The sequence below is a fragment of the Sphaerisporangium dianthi genome (genome assembly GCF_042654065.1).
Classification (GTDB): Bacteria; Actinomycetota; Actinomycetes; order Streptosporangiales; family Streptosporangiaceae; genus Sphaerisporangium; species Sphaerisporangium dianthi.
Genome location: NZ_JBHSFP010000004.1, coordinates 266,310 through 283,810, shown reverse-complemented (window position 1 = coordinate 283,810; position 17,501 = coordinate 266,310). Strand labels below are relative to the sequence as shown.

20 protein-coding genes are annotated in these 17,501 nt (G+C 68.5%); 8 read left to right on the top strand and 12 right to left on the bottom strand.

Going from position 1 to position 17,501, the window contains the following annotated elements:
* Window positions 1-44 precede the first annotated feature (44 nt).
* Window positions 45-1,547 carry an Ig-like domain-containing protein gene (locus ACFO60_RS09200; protein WP_380839112.1) on the top strand — a complete coding sequence of 501 codons (1,503 nt, stop codon included), beginning with the start codon at window positions 45-47 and terminating at the stop codon, window positions 1,545-1,547.
* 3 nt (window positions 1,548-1,550) lie between these two features.
* Here ACFO60_RS09200 and ACFO60_RS09195 read toward each other — a convergent pair whose 3' ends face one another.
* From ACFO60_RS09195 to ACFO60_RS09180, 4 genes are all read right to left on the bottom strand, one after another.
* Window positions 1,551-1,676, bottom strand: a complete 126-nt coding sequence (locus ACFO60_RS09195) for a hypothetical protein (protein ID WP_380839110.1) — start codon at window positions 1,674-1,676, stop codon at window positions 1,551-1,553.
* Window positions 1,667-2,659 carry a magnesium and cobalt transport protein CorA gene (locus ACFO60_RS09190; RefSeq protein WP_380839108.1) on the bottom strand — a complete coding sequence of 331 codons (993 nt, stop codon included), beginning with the start codon at window positions 2,657-2,659 and terminating at the stop codon, window positions 1,667-1,669. Before ACFO60_RS09190 ends, ACFO60_RS09195 begins: the two co-directional genes overlap by 10 nt.
* A 111-nt stretch (window positions 2,660-2,770) precedes the next feature.
* Complete coding sequence (locus ACFO60_RS09185; RefSeq protein WP_380839107.1) at window positions 2,771-3,196, bottom strand: nucleoside deaminase; 426 nt, start codon at window positions 3,194-3,196, stop codon at window positions 2,771-2,773.
* Complete coding sequence (locus ACFO60_RS09180) at window positions 3,193-4,044, bottom strand: TIGR03619 family F420-dependent LLM class oxidoreductase (RefSeq protein ID WP_380839105.1); 852 nt, start codon at window positions 4,042-4,044, stop codon at window positions 3,193-3,195. Before ACFO60_RS09180 ends, ACFO60_RS09185 begins: the two co-directional genes overlap by 4 nt.
* A gap of 93 nt (window positions 4,045-4,137) precedes the next feature.
* Here ACFO60_RS09180 and ACFO60_RS09175 point away from each other — a divergent pair, with 93 nt between their 5' ends.
* Window positions 4,138-4,647 (top strand): Lrp/AsnC family transcriptional regulator, encoded by a 510-nt coding sequence (locus tag ACFO60_RS09175; protein ID WP_380839103.1) that lies wholly within the window; start codon window positions 4,138-4,140, stop codon window positions 4,645-4,647.
* A 57-nt stretch (window positions 4,648-4,704) separates the two neighbouring features.
* Here ACFO60_RS09175 and ACFO60_RS09170 read toward each other — a convergent pair whose 3' ends face one another.
* From ACFO60_RS09170 to ACFO60_RS09155, 4 genes are all read right to left on the bottom strand, one after another.
* The gene (locus tag ACFO60_RS09170; protein ID WP_380839102.1) at window positions 4,705-4,872 is read right to left on the bottom strand and encodes a hypothetical protein; all 168 of its coding nucleotides are present in this window, start codon (window positions 4,870-4,872) and stop codon (window positions 4,705-4,707) included.
* A gap of 152 nt (window positions 4,873-5,024) precedes the next feature.
* Complete coding sequence (locus ACFO60_RS09165) at window positions 5,025-6,230, bottom strand: NAD(P)/FAD-dependent oxidoreductase (protein WP_380839100.1); 1,206 nt, start codon at window positions 6,228-6,230, stop codon at window positions 5,025-5,027.
* 92 nt (window positions 6,231-6,322) lie between these two features.
* Window positions 6,323-7,267, bottom strand: coding sequence for an RNA polymerase sigma factor SigJ (sigJ, locus tag ACFO60_RS09160; protein WP_380839099.1), 945 nt, complete (start codon window positions 7,265-7,267; stop codon window positions 6,323-6,325).
* 42 nt (window positions 7,268-7,309) lie between these two features.
* On the bottom strand, window positions 7,310-7,795 hold the full coding sequence (locus ACFO60_RS09155) for a hypothetical protein (protein ID WP_380839097.1): 486 nt from the start codon (window positions 7,793-7,795) through the stop codon (window positions 7,310-7,312).
* A 124-nt stretch (window positions 7,796-7,919) separates the two neighbouring features.
* Between ACFO60_RS09155 and ACFO60_RS09150 the strand changes: the two genes are divergently transcribed.
* Window positions 7,920-8,567, top strand: coding sequence for a class I SAM-dependent methyltransferase (locus ACFO60_RS09150; protein ID WP_380839096.1), 648 nt, complete (start codon window positions 7,920-7,922; stop codon window positions 8,565-8,567).
* 337 nt (window positions 8,568-8,904) lie between these two features.
* A complete protein-coding gene (locus tag ACFO60_RS09145) occupies window positions 8,905-9,555 on the top strand; it encodes a uridine kinase family protein (protein ID WP_380839095.1) in 651 nt (216 codons plus the stop codon).
* A 140-nt stretch (window positions 9,556-9,695) separates the two neighbouring features.
* On the opposite strand, the gene ACFO60_RS09140 is transcribed toward ACFO60_RS09145, so the two are convergent.
* Complete coding sequence (locus tag ACFO60_RS09140; protein ID WP_380839093.1) at window positions 9,696-10,169, bottom strand: ester cyclase; 474 nt, start codon at window positions 10,167-10,169, stop codon at window positions 9,696-9,698.
* A gap of 314 nt (window positions 10,170-10,483) precedes the next feature.
* On the opposite strand from ACFO60_RS09140, the gene ACFO60_RS09135 reads away from it, so the two are divergent.
* Complete coding sequence (locus ACFO60_RS09135; RefSeq protein WP_380839091.1) at window positions 10,484-11,257, top strand: hypothetical protein; 774 nt, start codon at window positions 10,484-10,486, stop codon at window positions 11,255-11,257.
* Window positions 11,258-11,420: 163 nt separating this feature from the next.
* Here ACFO60_RS09135 and ACFO60_RS09130 read toward each other — a convergent pair whose 3' ends face one another.
* From ACFO60_RS09130 to ACFO60_RS09120, 3 genes are all read right to left on the bottom strand, one after another.
* Entirely contained in the window at window positions 11,421-12,854 is a 1,434-nt protein-coding gene (locus tag ACFO60_RS09130) for a DEAD/DEAH box helicase (protein WP_380839089.1), read from the bottom strand.
* Between the two features lie 356 nt (window positions 12,855-13,210).
* On the bottom strand, window positions 13,211-13,414 hold the full coding sequence (locus ACFO60_RS09125; RefSeq protein ID WP_068904148.1) for a cold-shock protein: 204 nt from the start codon (window positions 13,412-13,414) through the stop codon (window positions 13,211-13,213).
* An 807-nt stretch (window positions 13,415-14,221) separates the two neighbouring features.
* Entirely contained in the window at window positions 14,222-14,827 is a 606-nt protein-coding gene (locus ACFO60_RS09120) for a PadR family transcriptional regulator (protein WP_380839086.1), read from the bottom strand.
* Window positions 14,828-14,922: 95 nt separating this feature from the next.
* On the opposite strand from ACFO60_RS09120, the gene ACFO60_RS09115 reads away from it, so the two are divergent.
* From ACFO60_RS09115 to ACFO60_RS09105, 3 genes are all read left to right on the top strand, one after another.
* The gene (locus ACFO60_RS09115; protein WP_380839085.1) at window positions 14,923-15,825 is read left to right on the top strand and encodes an alpha/beta fold hydrolase; all 903 of its coding nucleotides are present in this window, start codon (window positions 14,923-14,925) and stop codon (window positions 15,823-15,825) included.
* A gap of 221 nt (window positions 15,826-16,046) precedes the next feature.
* Window positions 16,047-16,505, top strand: a complete 459-nt coding sequence (locus tag ACFO60_RS09110; RefSeq protein WP_380839083.1) for a tyrosine-type recombinase/integrase — start codon at window positions 16,047-16,049, stop codon at window positions 16,503-16,505.
* A 66-nt stretch (window positions 16,506-16,571) separates the two neighbouring features.
* Window positions 16,572-17,153 carry a DUF6461 domain-containing protein gene (locus ACFO60_RS09105; protein WP_380839081.1) on the top strand — a complete coding sequence of 194 codons (582 nt, stop codon included), beginning with the start codon at window positions 16,572-16,574 and terminating at the stop codon, window positions 17,151-17,153.
* The last annotated feature ends 348 nt before the right edge of the window (window positions 17,154-17,501 follow it).

The following is a 17,501-nucleotide window of genomic DNA, read 5'->3' as shown; positions in this document are numbered from 1 at the left end:
ATCTACCAGAGAAATCTCTCACGACGGAGTTGAGCTCAGTGTTGATGTCACAACGCCCGAGATCCGCCCTCGTCGCGTCGGCCTTCGCCCTGGTGGCGTTGCTGACCGCGTCAGGGACGCAGGTGGCGGCCGGTGCCGCCGCGCACGCCGCCGTCTCCGTGCGGCACGACGCCACCACCTTGCGGCACAATGCCACCACCTTGCGGCACGACGCCGCCACCGGGCCGCACGCCGTCACGCGAGCCGCCGCCGCGCCCTGTGTCCGGCCCGGGCAGACGACCTATCCCGTGGAGTACTACTGGAAGAACGCGTTCGGCATGCGGCTGGGCAGCGGGGCGATCTCGGTGGACACCTCCCCGTCCCTGTGGGGCGGGCAGATCGCACCGGGCGGCACCTTCACCCTCACGCTGACGCACCGCACCGCCCAGTGGCCACTGCTGGTGAGGACCTACACCACCACGTGGGACCTGTCGTCGCTGCTGGGCAGCGCCGACATCGTCGGCCAGTCGGGGACCGGCGCCATCAGCGGCACCACCTTGACGATCACCTCGCCGGACACCAAGACGGACCCGCCCCCGAAGGTCATCACCTTCCAGGTCAGGCAAGGCACCATCGGGCGCGGCATGACCATCCGGCCGACCGGGATCAGCAGCGTCATCGCCGCTCCTGGCCAGCTCGGGAACAACACCTCCGCCCCTCCGATCCAGATCGTCGGCGGGCAGTCCATCTCGCCCACCACGGCCGCCGACGACACCGCCGCCACCAGGCAGGACACGGCCGTCAGCGTGCCCGTCCCGGCCAACGACACCGCCGCCTCGCCGGTGATCAGCAGCGTCACCAAGCCCGCCAACGGCACCGCGACGATCTCCGGCGGCAACGTGATCTACACGCCCGCCGCGGGCCTCAGCGGCACCGACACCTTCACCTACACCATCACCACGGCCTGCGGAACCAGCACCGCCACGGTCACGGTCGCCGTCACCTGCGCCTACGCGCCGGTCAACCTGGTCAACGGCAGCTTCGAGGCGCCGCCGGTGGCCACGGTCGACTGGTCGATCCCCGACGCCTCCACCAACCCGAGCGTCGGCTGGCACACCACCGCCACCGACGGCAAGCTGGAGTTCTGGCGAGGCGGCGCGAGCGGGATCCCGGCAGCCGACGGCCAGCAGTTCGCCGAGCTCAACGCCAACCAGGTCTCCACCCTCTATCAGGACGTGGCCACCGTTCCGGGAACGCCGATGACCTGGGCGCTGTATCACCGCGGCCGCCTTGGCACCGACGTGATGCGCGTGCTCATCGGCGCACCCGGCGCGACCGTCGCCCAGGTTCCCGCCGGCGCCTCCTCCGCGGACATCTCCGACGACGACACCGCCTGGCGCTTCTACACCGGGGTGTACGTCGTCCCGCCGGGGCAGACCGTCACCCGGTTCGCCTTCGCGTCGGTGTCGGCCGCGGGAGGCACCCCGACGGCCGGCAACTTCCTGGACGGCGTGGTGTTCCGATCGCCGCCGTGCCTGCCCATGACCAGCGGCCGCACGTCCTCCTGACGTCTACGGGAGAGGCGCGGCCGCTCGGGGGTCGTGCACGATGATGACCGTCACCGTGATGATCCACAGCGCGATGAGGGCCAGGACGATCCTGCTCCAGGGGATCCTCGGGGGAAGGTTCACAGCCATCCGCTCTTCCGCAGGAGCCGGTAGACGATGACGACGGCGATGACCATGACGGTCATCGCCAGGGGGTAACCGAGCAACCAGTGGAGTTCTGGCATGTAGTCGAAGTTCATGCCGTAGATCCCGGCGATCATGGTCGGGACCGCGATCAGCGCCGCCCAGGAGGAGATCCTGCGCATGTCGGCGTTCTGCTGCATGGCCACCTGGTTCTGCAGACTGCCCACGAGGGCGAGATGGGCGGTCAGGACGTTGGAGAGCAGTTCGTTGTGCGCGTCGACCTGTCCGTCGACGCGCAGCAGGTGGTCCAGGACGTCGCGGTACTGGTCGGAGATGTGCGCGCACATCCCGACCCGGCCCCGCACGATCTCCTCCAGGACGGCGATGAGCGGGTCCTGGGCGCCGCGGAACTCCAGAACCTCGCGTTTGAGGGAGTAGATGTCCTCGGTGACGTCCTTCTGGTCGGGACTGAACACCTGGGCTTCGAGCGCGATCAGGTCGGCCTCGACCTCGCGGACGACGTTGGAGTAGGTGTCGACGATCTGGTCGCACACCGCGTACAGCACCCCGGCGGGCCCGGCGTCCAGGAGTTCGCGGTCGGCCTCGATCCGCTTGCGGACGGCGGTCAGCGGACTGGCCCTGCCGTGCCGGACGGTGATGACGAACCCCTCGCCGAGGAACAGCATGATCTCGCCGACCTCGATGTCGGAGGTCTCCTCCACGTAGTGCAAGGTCTTCAGCACCACGAACAGCGTGTCGTCATAGTGCTCGAGCTTGGGGCGCTGATGGGCGTGGATGGCGTCCTCGACGGCGAGGTCGGGGAGCTTCAGCTCCCCGGTGACCAGGTCGAACTCCTCCTGGGTCGGCTCGTGCATCCCGATCCACACAAAGCAGTCGCCCTTGGCCCGGGCGGCCTCGAACGTCTCGCTGATGTCCCCGGAGATGGTCTCGCGACCGCCGTCGCAATAGATCGCCTTGTCCACAATCACACCCAGCAGTGTGACGCACCCCCGGGCCCGTACGCGCTACCGATCGAGGACGAGGGACCTCATGATCGACCATGGGAAGGGCCCGGGCTGCGCGGCCGCGCTCGGCACGGGTCAGACGTAGTAGCCCTCGATGGGGACGCGGGCCTCGTCGAAAAGCGCCGGCCCCTCCTGGCGGAAGGACGGCGGACCGGCCGGCGGCTTCAGCGTGCCGAGCTGTTCGGTGGAGAGCGCGAAGAGGACTCGGCCGAGCCCTGAGCGCTCGATGCCACCCGCGCACATGCCGCACGGCTGGCAGCTCGTGTACATGGTGGTGGCGGCCGCGGTGGCCGGGTCGAGCTCGCGGGCGGCCCAGCGGGCGAGCTTCAGCTCGGGGTGGGCGGTGATGTCGGACTCTGTGAGCGATGTGTTGCGCTCCTCGGCGAGCACCGCGCCGTCCGGGCCCACCAGCAGCGAGCCGAACGGCGGGTTCCCGCCCTCCCGGGCCGTGGCGGCCAGCTCGATGGCCCTGCGGAGGAACTTCTCGTCGTCCTGTGTCATGGGTGCTCCGATTTCTCATGGGCGGCGGCCACTGCCGCGAGCATGCGCCATGCCGCCTCTGGATCGTTCGTCTCGTCGGGGTCGCCGCTGAAGGGGTCGAGGACGACGGTCTCGGCGCCCAGCTGACGCAGCCGTTCCAGGTCGTCCATGATCTGGTCGAGGGTGCCCTCGCCCGCCCGGCGCTCCTCGCCCGTCACCGGGGTGCCGGTGAGCCGCAGCAGGATGCGCGGGGCCAGCGCGGGGACGGGGCGCCCCAGGTCCGCCGCGACGGCGGCCAGCCGCTCCGTCCGCTCTCCCAGCCACGGGAGGGTGAAGCGCAGCGGGTGCCACGCGTCGCCGAGGAGCACCGCCCTGCGGAGGGCGGCGTCGCTGCCGCCACCGACCCAGATCGGGATGTGCCCGGCCTGGTAGTCCTCCTCGTCCTGCCAAGCCGAGCGCATCGTCCGCAGGTGCTCGTCGGTCAGCGCCCCGCGCCGCCCGTACGGCACGCCGAGCGCCTCGAACTCCTGCCGCGCCCAGCCCACGCCCACGCCGAGGACCAGTCGTCCCTCGCTGAACCGCTGGAGGTTGGCCGCCATGCGGGCGGTGAGCAGCGGATGGCGGTAGGGCACGATGAGCACCGTGGTGCCGAGCCTGATCCTGGTGGTGATCCCCGCGAGCCAGGACAGTGTGGTGAAGGGCTCGTAGAACGGCGCCGGATACTGCTCGGCGACGTCGGGGGTCACCACGATGTGGTCGGAGACCATGAGCAGGTCGAACCCGAGTTCCTCCATCGTTTCCGCCCAGCCGCGCAGCACGGCGGGCCGGGTGCCCGGCCCGAAATTCGGAACGTTGACGCCTAGTTTCACCGGTCCAGGCTAGTCAGCCGATCAGTCCATGCGGAAGACATGATCACCTGCTTGCGGCCGGTTCGGCCGAGGATCCAGCGGTATATTCGGCGAATGGCCGAGAGTCTTGACGCCACGGACTGGTCCATCCTGGCCGAGCTGCAGCGCGACGGCCGCGTACCGCTCACCGAGCTGGCCCGGCGGGTGAGCCTCAGCGCCTCCGCGACGACCGAGCGGGTGCGGCGGCTGGAGTCGGCCGGCGTCATCAGCGGTTACCGCGCGACCGTCGACCTCGCGAAGGTCGGATACGCCGTGCTCTCCGTGGTGCGGCTCAAGTACCCGGGCAACCGTCACGAGCCGCTGCACCGGCTGCTCGGCGAGCGCATGGAGATCCTGGAGTGCCTGCGCACCACCGGCGACGACTGCTACACGCTGAAGGTCGCCGCCACCTCCATGGCCCACCTGGAGAAGGTGATGGACGAGCTCGCGCAGTTCGGCAGCACCACCACCAACATCGTCTACAGCGAGACGCTCCCGTACCGCGGCCCTCATGCCCCCTCGCCACCGCATGATCACCACCGGGCGGCACATCACGCGACGCCCCGCGCCTCCGCGGGGACGTGACGCCCGGCGGTGAGAGCCGGACGGCCCGCCGGCCGGGAGCGGGCCGGCTGCGCGCCGCTAGTCGTCGGCGGTCATCACGTTCGGCCGCGAAGCCTCACTCCGCTTCTGCTCCGCTTCGGCCGCTTCCTGCTCTCGTTGCAGGAACGGCGCCATGGCAGCGCGGGTACCTCTCGCCCAGGCGGCGAGCATGTCCTGTGTGACGTCGTTCTTCCTGCGTTCGGCCATGTCTCGAGCGTACGTCGTCCACCGCTCGGCTTCCCGGAGCCCACGCCTGGGCATCAGGCCGGATGCGGACCGGCCGGGGACCTCCCCGGCGATCGTCGCCGCGTGGACCGGCGCGAAGCGGGCGCCCTCACGTCGAGAGCGCCCGCTTCGCTCTACGCCGGCGTCTTGACGGCCGAGCCCCTCGCGACCCGCTCCCGCGTGACGCGGCGGCGCCGGGCCGGCAGCCCGAACGTCGGGTTGGCGACGCCCCAGGCCGCGCCCTTGCAGACCAGTTCCTTGTACACGGCGGCGAACCGTCCGGTCAGGGCCGCGCTCACGGCGCGGTCGTCGGCGGTGACGTACTGGATCAGGCCCTCCTTGCGGCCCAGGGAGATGCACTGGTTGAAGTAGCGGATCTGGGCGTCCGGCAGTTTGCCGCCGGTCAGGCGTGCCGTGATCGCGCCGGCGGCCTGCCACGCGACCGGGATTCCCGAGGCGCACGACATCCGCAGCGGCTTGTCGCCGGGGCCCATCACCATGGCCGCGTCGCCGATGGCGTACACCTCCGGGTGCGAGACCGAGCGCATGGTCCCGTCGACCACGATCTGGCCGGTGCCGGCGACCTCCAGGGCGGTCGCCTCCGCGATCGGGTGGACCGCGAAGCCCGTGGTCCACACGGTGACCGCGGCCGGGACGGCCCTGCCGTCGGCGGTGACGACGCGGTCGGCTTCGACGCCGGTGACGGTCGCGTGTTCGTGCACGGTGATTCCGAGATCGCCGAAGACCTTCCGCAGGTGCGCGCGGCCCTTGGGCGAGAGCCAGTCGCCGAGGGCGCCGCGGGCGGCGAGGGCGACATCGAGGTCCGGGCGGGCCTCGGCGATCTCGGTCGCGGCCTCCACACCGGTGAGCCCGCCGCCGACGACCACCACCGTCCGCCCGGCGTCGAGGCCGGCCAGGCGCTCGCGCAGCCGGAGTGCTCCCTGGCGGCCGGCGATCTCGTAGGCGTGTTCGGCGGTCCCGGGGACGCCTTGGGCGTTCCAGCCACTGCCGAGGGCGTAGACGAGCGTGTCGTAGGCGATCTCTTCGGCTTGTCCGGCGCCGTTCGCGTCGATGACGGCGACGGTCCTGCGCTCGACGTCGACGCCGGTGACCTTCGCGAGCCTCAGCTGGACGCCGGTGCCCGCGAACATCTCGCTGAACGGCCGGGGCTTGAGGTCCTGGCCGGCCACGAGTTGATGCAGGCGGACGCGTTCGACGAAATCAGGCTCGGCGTTGACGAGGGTGATGGCGACCTCCTCGCGGCGGAGCCGCCTGGCGAGGCGGCCGGCGACGGTGGCTCCGGTGTATCCGGCTCCGAGGACGACGATGTGGTGCCGCATTCCCTGCTCCTGTCTCGCACGGGTTTGCCACTTGAACCGGGCGGCCCGCCGTTTCCTGACAGGAACTCGATGTGAAGCACCTCACACAGGCATCAGAAGGCGTGGCCCAGAGGCTCCCCGTGGTCCGCGGCCGCCCAGCGCGCGGTCGCGCGTTCGAGCTTGTCGGGGTTGACCTGGTTGCGCAACGCGGCGATGCTCTCGGCGACGACCTCAAGGCATACGATGCCGACGACCCGGCCGTCCACGACGGCCACGACGGCGGGGCCGCCGTTGGCGGTCCAGGCATAGAGCTCGGGCGCGCCGCCGATGATCTGGCGCTTCGCCTCGCCGGGTGCGAGCAGGCCCCGCAGGAACTTCGCGACCGCGACAGCGCCCTCGATCACCTTGACGCGGGCCGGGACCTTTCCGCCGCCGTCGCCGATCGAGACGGCGTCCTCGGTGAGCAGGCGCACGAGCCGCTCGGTCTGGCCGCTTACGGCGGCGGCCAGGAACTCCTCGACGATCCGCCGGGCGGCTGCCTCGTCGATCGCGGTGCGGGGCTTGCCGTCCGCGACGTGCTTCTTGGCGCGGTGGAAGATCTGCTGGCTGGCGGCCTCGGTGATGTCGAGGATCTCGGCGATCTCCCGGTGCGGGTATTCGAAGGCCTCCCGCAGCACGTACACCGCACGCTCGCTGGGGGAGAGCCGCTCCATGAGGGTGAGAACCGCGTACGAGACCGATTCGCGCTGCTCGGCGGTGTCGGCCGGGCCGAGCATCGGGTCTCCGGCGAGCAGCGGCTCGGGAAGCCAGGTGCCCACATAGGTCTCGCGGCGCGCCCGCGCGGAGGTGAGCTGGTTGAGGCACAGGTTGGTGAGGACCTTCGTCAGCCAGGCCTCGGGCACCTCGATGCGGCCGACATCGGCGGCCTGCCAGCGCAGGAACGTCTCCTGCACGGCGTCCTCCGCCTCCCCGGCGGAGCCGAGAAGGCGGTACGCGATGGCCTCCAGGCGCGGCCTTGACACCTCGAACCGGTCGACGTCGTTGGCGGTCAACGGCATGGCCCGAGCCTAGCCCCGGGCACCGCCGGCCGGCGGTGCGCCCTACTCCTCATCGAAGGCCTTGCGGATCTTGGAGGCTCCGTACCCTCCGGGGTCGCAGAATGGGCACGGACGGGTGCCGTGCGCGTCGGGCGAGTACCGCCACCCCGTCACCTGGTTCACCCGCCGGATCCGGTGGATCTCCTTCGCCGCGATCGACCGAGCAATGATCACCTCGTACCCGCGGGGGTCCTCCAGTTCCGTCACCAGAGCGGCGGCCTCGGCACTGCTGACGTGCACCCGGGGGGAGCCATAGTGACCGACGGACACCTCTTCGCCGTCGGGGACGCGGAAGTGCACCGCCATCAGGGTGCGTTGCCCGCCTCGCCGTAGCTCCCGGACCCACTGATGCGTGAGCTGGTAGGAGGGCATCACGGGCAGGCAGTAGACCCCCGTCTGCGAAGCGTCGGCCAGGCTCTGCGCGCGGATGCCGCCGCGCCGTATGGCGCGCACGTTCTTGGCGGGGGTGATGTGAACGAGCATGGTCATCGTTTGGCCCTTTCCCGCCGACCCGAACCGCTCACCCAATATGAGGCATGCCGGTGGCCGCGGGGAAACGGTTAACCGGATCGACGCCCATGGGGCGATCGAGATGTGCCATTACTGTGGCTTCATGGAGGATCTCGGTCGTCAGGTCACGTACTGGGACACCGTGGGCGCCGAGAAGACGTTCACCCACCCCGTCGATCTCGGCTGGCTGGCGACCGCGGGCCGCGATGCTCGAATCCTGGACTACGGCTGCGGCTACGGCCGTGTCATGGCCGAGCTGGGCCGCCATGGCTTCTCCGACGTATCGGGAGTGGACCTGTCCGCCGCTCTGATCGAGCGGGGCCGCCGGTCGCACCCTGACCTGCGCCTCGCAGTGCTGGAATCCCCACCGAGCCTGCCGTACCCGCCGGCGGGCTTCGACGTCGTGCTGTTGTTCGCGGTGCTGACGTGCGTTCCCGACGACGACGCACAGCGGGCGCTCATCGCCGAACTTACGCGCGTCCTCGCATCCGGCGGGCTCCTCTACATCAGCGACATGGTGCTGCAGGACGACGAGCGGAACCGGGACCGCTACGCCGCCTACGCCCAGCGGTTCCACACCCCCTACGGAGTGTTCGCCACCGACGACGGCGCGGTGGTGCGACACCATGACGTGGCCGAACTGCACGCCCTCCTGCCCGCGTTCGATCTCGTCGAAGAGCGTCAGACCCTCGTCGCCACGATGAACGGCCACCCGGCGCGAGCGGTGCAACTGCTCGCCCGCAAACGGTGAGCTTTTCGCCTGCCGGAGCGTGAACCGTTACGCGGGTTCGTTCCGGTGAGGGGGTGTGAGCGCCCCACCTGAGCCCAGCGACGGCTCACGACCGGCGAACCGCCCAGCGACGTCCACCGCGACGAATGCGACCAGTGACGAAATGGCGCCGGAGTCCGCCGATCGGCGCTGGACAGGCGTGCTGGACAGGCGTGCCGAACGCACACCGTCGCGCCGATGGCCGAACTACCGTCCGAACGCCGTCACCGTCCGCCGATCACGTCGATAGGGTCAGACGACCGGCGGCCCGTCCGCGCGGGCCGCACTCGCGTCCTCACCTTTCGGAGACAGGTTGTCGATGCATCTACATCCAGGCGAGACCGAGGCCGCCGGCTGGCGGGTGACGACCGTGCTCGACGCCGTCCGGCAGCTGCGCGACGCGTCACCCGGCGTCACCGGACGCCCGCGGGTGATCGCGATCGACGGCCGGGGCGGCGCCGGCAAGACGACCCTGGCCGAGCGGCTGCGCGACGTGGTGCCCAACTCCGCCATCGTGCACACCGACGACGTCGCCTGGAACCACGCCTACTTCGACTGGGGTGACGTGCTCGCCGAGAACATCCTGCGGCCTCTGCACCGGGGTGAGGCGGTGGACTTCCGCCCTGACGCCTGGACCACCCACGACCGGCCGGGGTCGATCACCATCCCCGCCGGTGCCGACTTCATCTGGGTCGAGGGCACCGGCATCATCCGCGAAGAGCTCGCCCCGTGGTTGGACGCCTCGGTGTGGATGCAGGGTGACCTCGACGAGCAGGAGCGCTTGCTGGTCGTCCGCGACGGTGACTCCCCCGAACAGCTGGAGCACGTGGCGAACTGGCTGCTGGAGGAACTGCCGTTCCTCCTGCGAGAACAGCCGTGGGGCCGAGCGACCATGATCGTCGCCGGTCCTCCGCACATCGACCACGACCCGGAGACCGAGCTGGTCGTCGCCCCGCCGACCAGCCCTTGACGCCGCCGGACCCACCCGCGAGCGGTTCGAGATCGAGAACGCCGGGGTGGAGCGTCCAGTGCGAGGAACCGGCGAGGCAGGACATCGGCCGGCGTGAAACCCTCGAGACGGTCGGCACGGGGTGTTCGTTCGGGATGCTCCTAGGGACCTTCGGGCGATTCGCCGCCGGGGCACGTGGGGGCCGGATCGTCCCCTGACAGGCGCAGGCCGAGCTGTGTGTACAGCTCCAATTGATCGAAGTACTCCCGGTGCGTGACGACCTTTCCATTCTCGATGAACGAGGCGCAGGTCCCCCGCAGAGTGATGCGGCGGCCGGTCGCTTCCAGTTCCCGCCCGTCGGGCAGCAGAAACGGTCCGCTGTGCGTGCCGGTCTCCGTCCATTCGACCATCAGGGGGTTGTCGGTGCCGGTGGCCTCGTACCACACCGTCAGATGGAGGTCCGGAAATCCCTTGAACAATTGCTCATAGAGCCACGCGATCTGGTCGTGTCCCTCCGCCAGGCCCACGGGAGAGACGATGATGGCATCCTCGGCGAAGAAATCGAGCAGCCGATGCACGTCGTGGTCGTTGATCGCTTCGGCCAGCCCGCGCTTGACTTCCCACTTGTCGACCATGGATGTTCCTCTCCGTGGTCGGGATATCAACCCATAGGTCACACTACCCACGGGTAGGGCGACTCCGGACCACGAGGCCGTAGCTGCCACGCCAGGGAACGCCCAGCACTCTCCCATCCGAGGCAAAACTCGCGCAGCCCCTTGCGGACTCACCGGGCCCGGTGTTCCGCCCCTAGGACAAGGACTTCACGCAACGCGGACGCAGGCCCACCGGAGTTCGCCCATGGCCGCCATCAACGGGTGACTTTGTCGATCGCACAGGAGATCATGACGGAAGGGACGAACCAGGAGGCGAGCCTTGGAGACGGTGCGCGGTGAACAGTGACGGTGCGTACACCAGCCTGGGCAAGGCGACCGGCGCCGCGCTTCGCCGCTCCGTCGGGACACGGCCCCGGCAGTGGTTGATCACGAGCACCCTGCTGGCGGGCCTGTTGACGGCCGTGGGGCTGAGCATGACGGCGCCTCCCGCAGGCAAAGGGTTCGCCGCACTCACAGAGACAGTGCAACTCCTGATGTCGGCCCCAGCGCCCTTCCTCGGCGCGCTGCTGACCGGCGACCTGCGCAAAGCACCCCATAGAGCCCACCTCATCCCGTCCTTGCTGGCCGCGATGGTGCTGGCAGCCGCTGTCGGCGTATTCGGGATCTTGGTCTGCGCCCTGACGCTCGCGATCGCTACGTCCGGTTCTGGCGCGGATCCGTGGCTCAACATGGGAATCGTCACCGTGGGCAGCGTTCTGCTCCAGATCGACGCCCAACTGGTCGGCACCGGGCTGGGCCTGCTGCTGCGATCGCCCGTGGTCGCGTGTCTCGGCACCATCGTGTTGCCGATGGGCCTGTGGGTGGTGCTCGGCGGCATCGAGGTCCTGCAGCCCGCCCAGGCGTGGCTCACTCCCTACGCCACCGCCCGGAACCTGCTTTCCGGCCAGATGAACCCGCTGACATGGACGCAGTGGTTCGTCATCCTGCTGATCTGGGGCGTGGGCCTGAACACCGCAGGCGCAGCCCTGCTGAGACGGAAGCGGCACGGGCACGAAGGACGAGACGAGTCCGGGAAAGTAAGAGACCCAGGTTGGGAGATCCAGTCCTGACCTGGGCTTCTTGGGGCCGCCCGTCGTCACGAACGCGCCCGCGTCCTTGCGCCCGTGTGGTCAAACGCACCAAAATCGGGCTTCCTCGCCCAGTTCGCGTCAACTTCTTCGGCGCGGTCTGGGTTGGTCTCCGACGTCCTGATCCGCCGGGCGGTCGCCACTGCTACCAGGATCGTCGGCCGCTCCGCCCCGCTCGGCGCTTCACCACCGGTGCGGTGATGGCCACGGGGATTCCTGAGGGAGCCTGGGCGCCCGTGATACGTCGCAGTTCGGCCTCGCCGGAGCGGACCTGGCTGGTCTGTGGGGCGATACCGGCGTCGGCCATCAGGCGGCTCACGTCGCGGCGTTGGTTCGGCAGGACCAGGGTGACGACGCTGCCGGACTCGCCGGCGCGGGCGGTGCGGCCGCCGCGGTGCAGGTAGTCCTTGTGGTCGCTCGGCGGGTCGACGTTGACGACGAGGTCGAGGTTGTCGACGTGGATGCCGCGGGCCGCGACGTTGGTCGCCACCAGCACCGTGACGTGACCGGTCTTGAACTCGGCGAGAGTGCGGGTGCGCTGGGGCTGGGACTTGCCCCCGTGCAGCGCCGCGGCGCGTACGCCGCTGTTCAGTAGGTGTTCGGTGAGTCGATCCACGGCGTGCTTGGTGTCCAGAAACATGATCACCCGGCCGTCGCGAGCAGCGATCTCCACAGTGGTCGCCTGCTTGTCGGCGCCCTCGACGTGCAGCACGTGGTGCTCCATCGTGGTGACCGCGCCCGCCGAGGGGTCGACCGAATGGACCACCGGGTCGGTCAGATAGCGGCGGACCAGCAGGTCGACGTTGCGGTCCAGAGTGGCGGAGAACAGCATTCGCTGGCCCTCCGGGCGCACTTGGTCGAGCAGGGCGGTGACCTGAGGCATGAACCCCATGTCGGCCATCTGGTCGGCCTCGTCCAGCACGGTGATTCCGACCCGGTCCAGGCGGCAGTCACCGCGCTCGATGAGATCCCTCAGCCGTCCGGGGGTCGCAACGACGACCTCGGCACCGCCGCGCAGCGCGTTCGCCTGCCGGCCGATCGACATGCCGCCGACGACCGTGGCCAGCCGCAACTTCAGTGACCGGGCGTACGGAGTGAGTGCGTCGGTGACCTGTTGGGCCAATTCCCGAGTGGGGACGAGGATCAGGGCCAGCGGCTGCCGCGGCTCGGCACGCTGTCCGGAGATGCGGACGAGCAAAGCCAGGCCGAAGGCGAGAGTCTTGCCTGATCCCGTGCGCCCCCTCCCCAGGACGTCCCGGCCGGCCAGGGAGTTCGGCAGCGTCGCCGCCTGGATCGGGAACGGTTCATGCATTCCCAGACTGGTGAGCACCTTCAGCAGCGCGAGCGGCATGTTCAGTTCAGCGAATGTCGCGGCTGCGGGCAGGGCCGGGGTAACGGTGACCGGCAGTGCGAACTCCCCCTGAAGCGCGGCGGGTCGCCGCCCGTAGCCACCGGAACGGCTGGGGGCGCCCGAACGGCGCGGAGCCGGCGAGCCGGCTCGGCCACCCCTGCCGAGATTGGCAGAGCCGCCCGCACGGGCGGGGGAGTAGCGGTCGTGCGTACGAGTTGCACGGTTCATACGGAACCTTCCTCGATGCGGCACGTATCAAGTGATTCTCGGCGCGATGAGCGGCACAAAGAATAGCGAGCACGAGCCGGAGAAAAGACGAATCGAGCCGGGCGGAAAACAGCCTGGTCCAGTGCGTCGGAATGGTCGGCAATCGCCGATTAGAATGGCGGCTGAGATGCCGGGTCAGAGGGGCTGGAGCGGATCTGAGTCCGGACCGAGCCATTGATGGTCCATCCGCCGCGCGGCGGAGGAGCGGACATGCCGTGCTCGCCGTTCGTGAGACGGTCACGGCACATCGAATACCACGGAGCAACGCGATGGGGCCCGCACCCTAAGGCGCGGGCCCCATCTGCGAGTGCTCAGCGTCAGGCGGGAACGATGTTCTCCGCCTGCGGCCCCTTCTGGCCCTGGGTGACGTCGAAGCTCACCTTCTGGCCTTCCTGGAGCTCACGATAGCCCTGGGCGGCGATGTTCGAGTAGTGGGCGAAGACGTCAGCGCCGCCGCCATCCTGCTCGATGAAGCCGAAGCCCTTTTCTGAGTTGAACCACTTCACTGTGCCTGTAGCCATTTTGCATCTCCTTAGGGGGTAGTGCCCATAAAGCTCGCCCTGTGCGAGCCTCGCGTCGCCGCGATGATTGCCCCGTCCGGAAAAGCACCGGCAATACAAAAGTGCCACCGCCGGCAGAGAACGCCGGTGAGGGCACTTGAAGTCTTTGGGAACCACAACTGCAACTGAAACAACAGTACCACGGAGCGCACGGTCAAGGGAAGCGAGGGCCCGAATTCCATCGGCTACGCCATGAAACCTAACCGCGCGCCGCACCTACTTCTGCATCTTCGGCAACAGATATTCCGCGGAATGAGTGATGGTTCGTACTGTGGAAGTGAGGTGGTGGCCCCACTGAACGGCGGCCGGCAGCCGACGGGTAGCGCCGCCAGGCCGAGCGCTTCGGGCAGCGGGCCAGGCGGCGGAGCCTGCGAGCCGAGCGGGTCGATCAGCGTGACATCTCGCCCAGACGCGGCCACCGCTGCGCGGACCCGGTCCCCGTCGACGGCGAGCCACCAGTCGGTGGCGGGAAGCGGCGGGCGTGCCGCGGCCAGGTTCCACGCTGCAAGGACGGCAGGTCCACGAGGGCGCGGTCGGCCTGATCGGGCAGACTCGATGCCTGGTAGCCGCCGGCGAGTGAGCACCATCACCTCCTGGACCTTCGAGTCCTATGGTCAGATCGTGCCCTCACCGGTGGGTCAGGGGTCTTGATCGCCGCTGACCGATGCTCAGACCCGTACGAAGATCGACCAGGCTCTCGCTGGATCCGGCTGGGTCATCCAGGACCTGGACCAGATCGCGCGGCTGGGAAGCGCGGGTCCATGGATTTCACTCCGGGGCTTCGGCAAAGGCCAGGAGGTCAGTGACCGACCAGGCCAGGTTGCCGCTGCGCAGATCGTCGATCACCGAGTGAAGCCACTGCAACTCAGCCGCCGTGACGGCACGCAGATATTCGGCTTCGAGCATGGTGATGCGGGGGAGGCCGCGTCCGGTTTCGGCGCTTATGTCGGCGTCCAGTGTGGCCAGTGCTTCACTGAGCGTTCTGCCGCGCCGCTCAAGGGCTTCGCGTATCTCTTCAGGGGCGAGCATCAGCAGGTGGGACAGCGCCGCCGGGAACTCGGGGAACTCCTGCTTGGGCGTACCCAGCATGTCCAGCAACCACTCGCGGGCCACGGCGCGTCCCGTATCGGTGATCTCATACACCGTCCTCTCCGGGTATGCCTGGTCGCGCTCGGTCTCTCGCACCTCGATCAGGCCGGCTGCGGTGAGACGGTCGATCGTCCGGTAGAGGCTCGTTCGCTGGCCCACGTTGACCACCTTGTCCTTGCCCCACTGCCTGATCAGCCGCTGGATGCCGTAGGGGTGCAACGGTCTGTGCTGCAACAGCGCCAGGACGGTCAGGGCGAGCGGTGAGCCGGTACGAGGAGTGGTCATTCCCCAATGTTATCGACGGTGAAACTAGTTGACAAGCAACTAGTGGCACTGACACTATTTTGCCATCGGCCAACAGCGCTCCAAAGGACTCTGCGATGACCATGCATGAACGACCCCAGGCGGCGGAACTCAGCACCGGCTTCGTCACCTCCGACGACGGCACCCAGATCGCTTACAACACCATCGGAAACGGCCCGGGCATCGTGCTGTTGCACGGCTCCATGGAGACGGCCAGGAGCCACATGACCATGGCCGAAGAGTTGGCCGACGCGTTCACCGTCCACCTTCCCGACCGTCGCGGCCGGGGCCAGAGCGGACCATACGGAGACGGCTACAGCGTGCGGAAGGAAGTGGAAGACCTCGACGCGGTTCTCCGTGAAACCGGCGCCCACTACGTCTTCGGCGTCAGCGCAGGCGGCGTCGCCGTGCTCCAGGCGGCACGCGTGCTGCCGGCGATTCACAAGGCCGCCGTCTACGAACCGGCACTGCTTCTGGAGGACATCCCGCAGCTGACCGGGTGGATCGACCGCTTCGACCGGGAAATGGCCGAAGGCAAGATGGCGGCCGCGCTGGTGACCAGCATGCTCGGCCTCCGGCTTGGGCCGCCGATCATGAACATCATGCCACGAGGGCTGTTGACCTGGCTGACCGGTCTGCTGACGAAGAGCGAGGACAAGAACGCCAAGCCAGGCGACGCGACCATGCGCACACTCGCCCCAACCCTGCACTACGAGGGCGTGCTCCTGGCCGAGATGGCCGACACCCTGGACAGTTTCGCCGACATACAGGCCGAAATACTCCTGCTCGGCGGAAGCAAGGGACTGCCCTTCCTCAAGCCCGCACTGTCCGGACTGGAGAAGACCATTCCCAACGTCGAACGGATCGAGTTCCCCGGGCTCGATCACGGCGCATCGGGAGATGTCAGCAAGCAAAACCCCGCCGCCCGTCCGGAGGTCGTGGCAGCCGAACTCAGGCGTTTCTTCACCTCGGCCGCCTAGGCAGCGAACCGGCAACAGTCTTCCTGCCGGGGATAGCGTTCCGCGTATAGTCCGGACCCCGCGTTGGCCGGCTCGGGTCCAGCATCACCGCTCATCTGCCGGCAGCTCGGTGAGCCGCTCCAAGGTTCCCCGCGACACCAAGGTTGGGCAGTCTCAGCGGCTCGGCAAGGTCTAATGGGGAAGGTACGGAACATCGCTGATCCTGCGGAACCGAGAGGCTGGTGTTCCGCACGAAGAACGGGACCGCGCTGAGCGCCGGCAACGTCCGATGGGACTTCCGGAAGATCCTCAAAGGCGCCGAGCTGGTCGACGCGGAGTGGACGCCTGGGGAGATGCGCCACAGCTTCGCGTCACCGTTCTCGGACTCGGGTGTCCCCATCGAGCACATCTCACGACTGGTCGGCCACGCCAACACCGTGGTCACCGAGACGGTCCACCGTCTCCAGATCCGGCCCGTCGTGCAGGAGGGCGCGACGGCGATGGACGGCCTGTTCGGGAGCAGGCAAGAGGCTTGGTCACCCAGACAGCCGCTCGAACCCGGTTTTCGAGATCACGCGTTGAGTGTTTCGGCTGGTGGAGCCCAGAAGATTCGAACTCCTGACATCCTGCTTGCGAATCGGGCTGATCACCTCGGGAAACGTGCCTGCCCTCGGCGGCAAGCCTCCTCTGAGTCCCCGTGACTCCCCCTGTTCACCGCCCTTAATGGCACGCTGATGGCACGACGATCTATGGGTGAGGTGCCGCGGATGGCTTTTACCTACGACGATGTCGCCTGGCTGGCCGAAGAGGGTGGGCTGGGCGATCTGTGGTGCCTGACCTTCGTGCATGAAGTCAGCGAAGTGGAGGCGCTTCGCCGGCTGGGGGCCGACCAGGAGAGCATCCGGCCGCTCACCTACGACGAGTTGATAGATGAGGACCTCTTTCCTGAGACGGTGCTCGCGGGGCGGGTGGGCGACTGGACGGTTCTCATCGAGGAGAGCGGGTGGACGTGCACCGAAGCCGACAAGGCACAGGCGCTGTCGGCGGGGACCGTGACCGTGGCTGTGCTACGGCATGATTATGCATCCGATGACTTCGTCTACGCGGTGGACGGGGAACTGGTCACGTACTTCAACCCCAAGATTCCAGAATGGCGGCATGGGAGTGATCCTGATCGGCTCAACGACCTGATGCGGGAGGCGGGACTTGATCCCGATGACGTAGCCGGAACCGGCGCAAAGGCGCCGTCGTCGGTCTCCGGAGCGCTTCTCCTCGCGGCCCGGTTGACCGGCGTGGTGCTGCCCCCGGAGATCGTGAAAGCGCCGCTCATGAGCGGCATCATCGGTTGACCTGTCTCCGATGGCCCGTCCGAGGGCACGCTTGGGGGCGGGCGTCACATGAGATCTTGCCTCATCCCGGCGGCCATCGTTCTGGCGCTGACGGATCACCTTCGGGATTCGTCGCGGACGGAAGGCACGAACGCCGCTTTCCCTGGTGCGGGAAGCGGCGTTTCGGCTGGTGGAGCCTAGGAGATTCGAACTCCTGACATCCTGCTTGCAAACGGGCGCCAGTCACGACGTAGACAGCTCCCCGCGCTGCTCAAGCGGCCGACGCCGACAGGAGACGTGCGATCACGTAAGGCGGCGTCGCTGTACCCGCTGCTGTACACGGTCCCCGCACCCGCGGGGGCAACACCC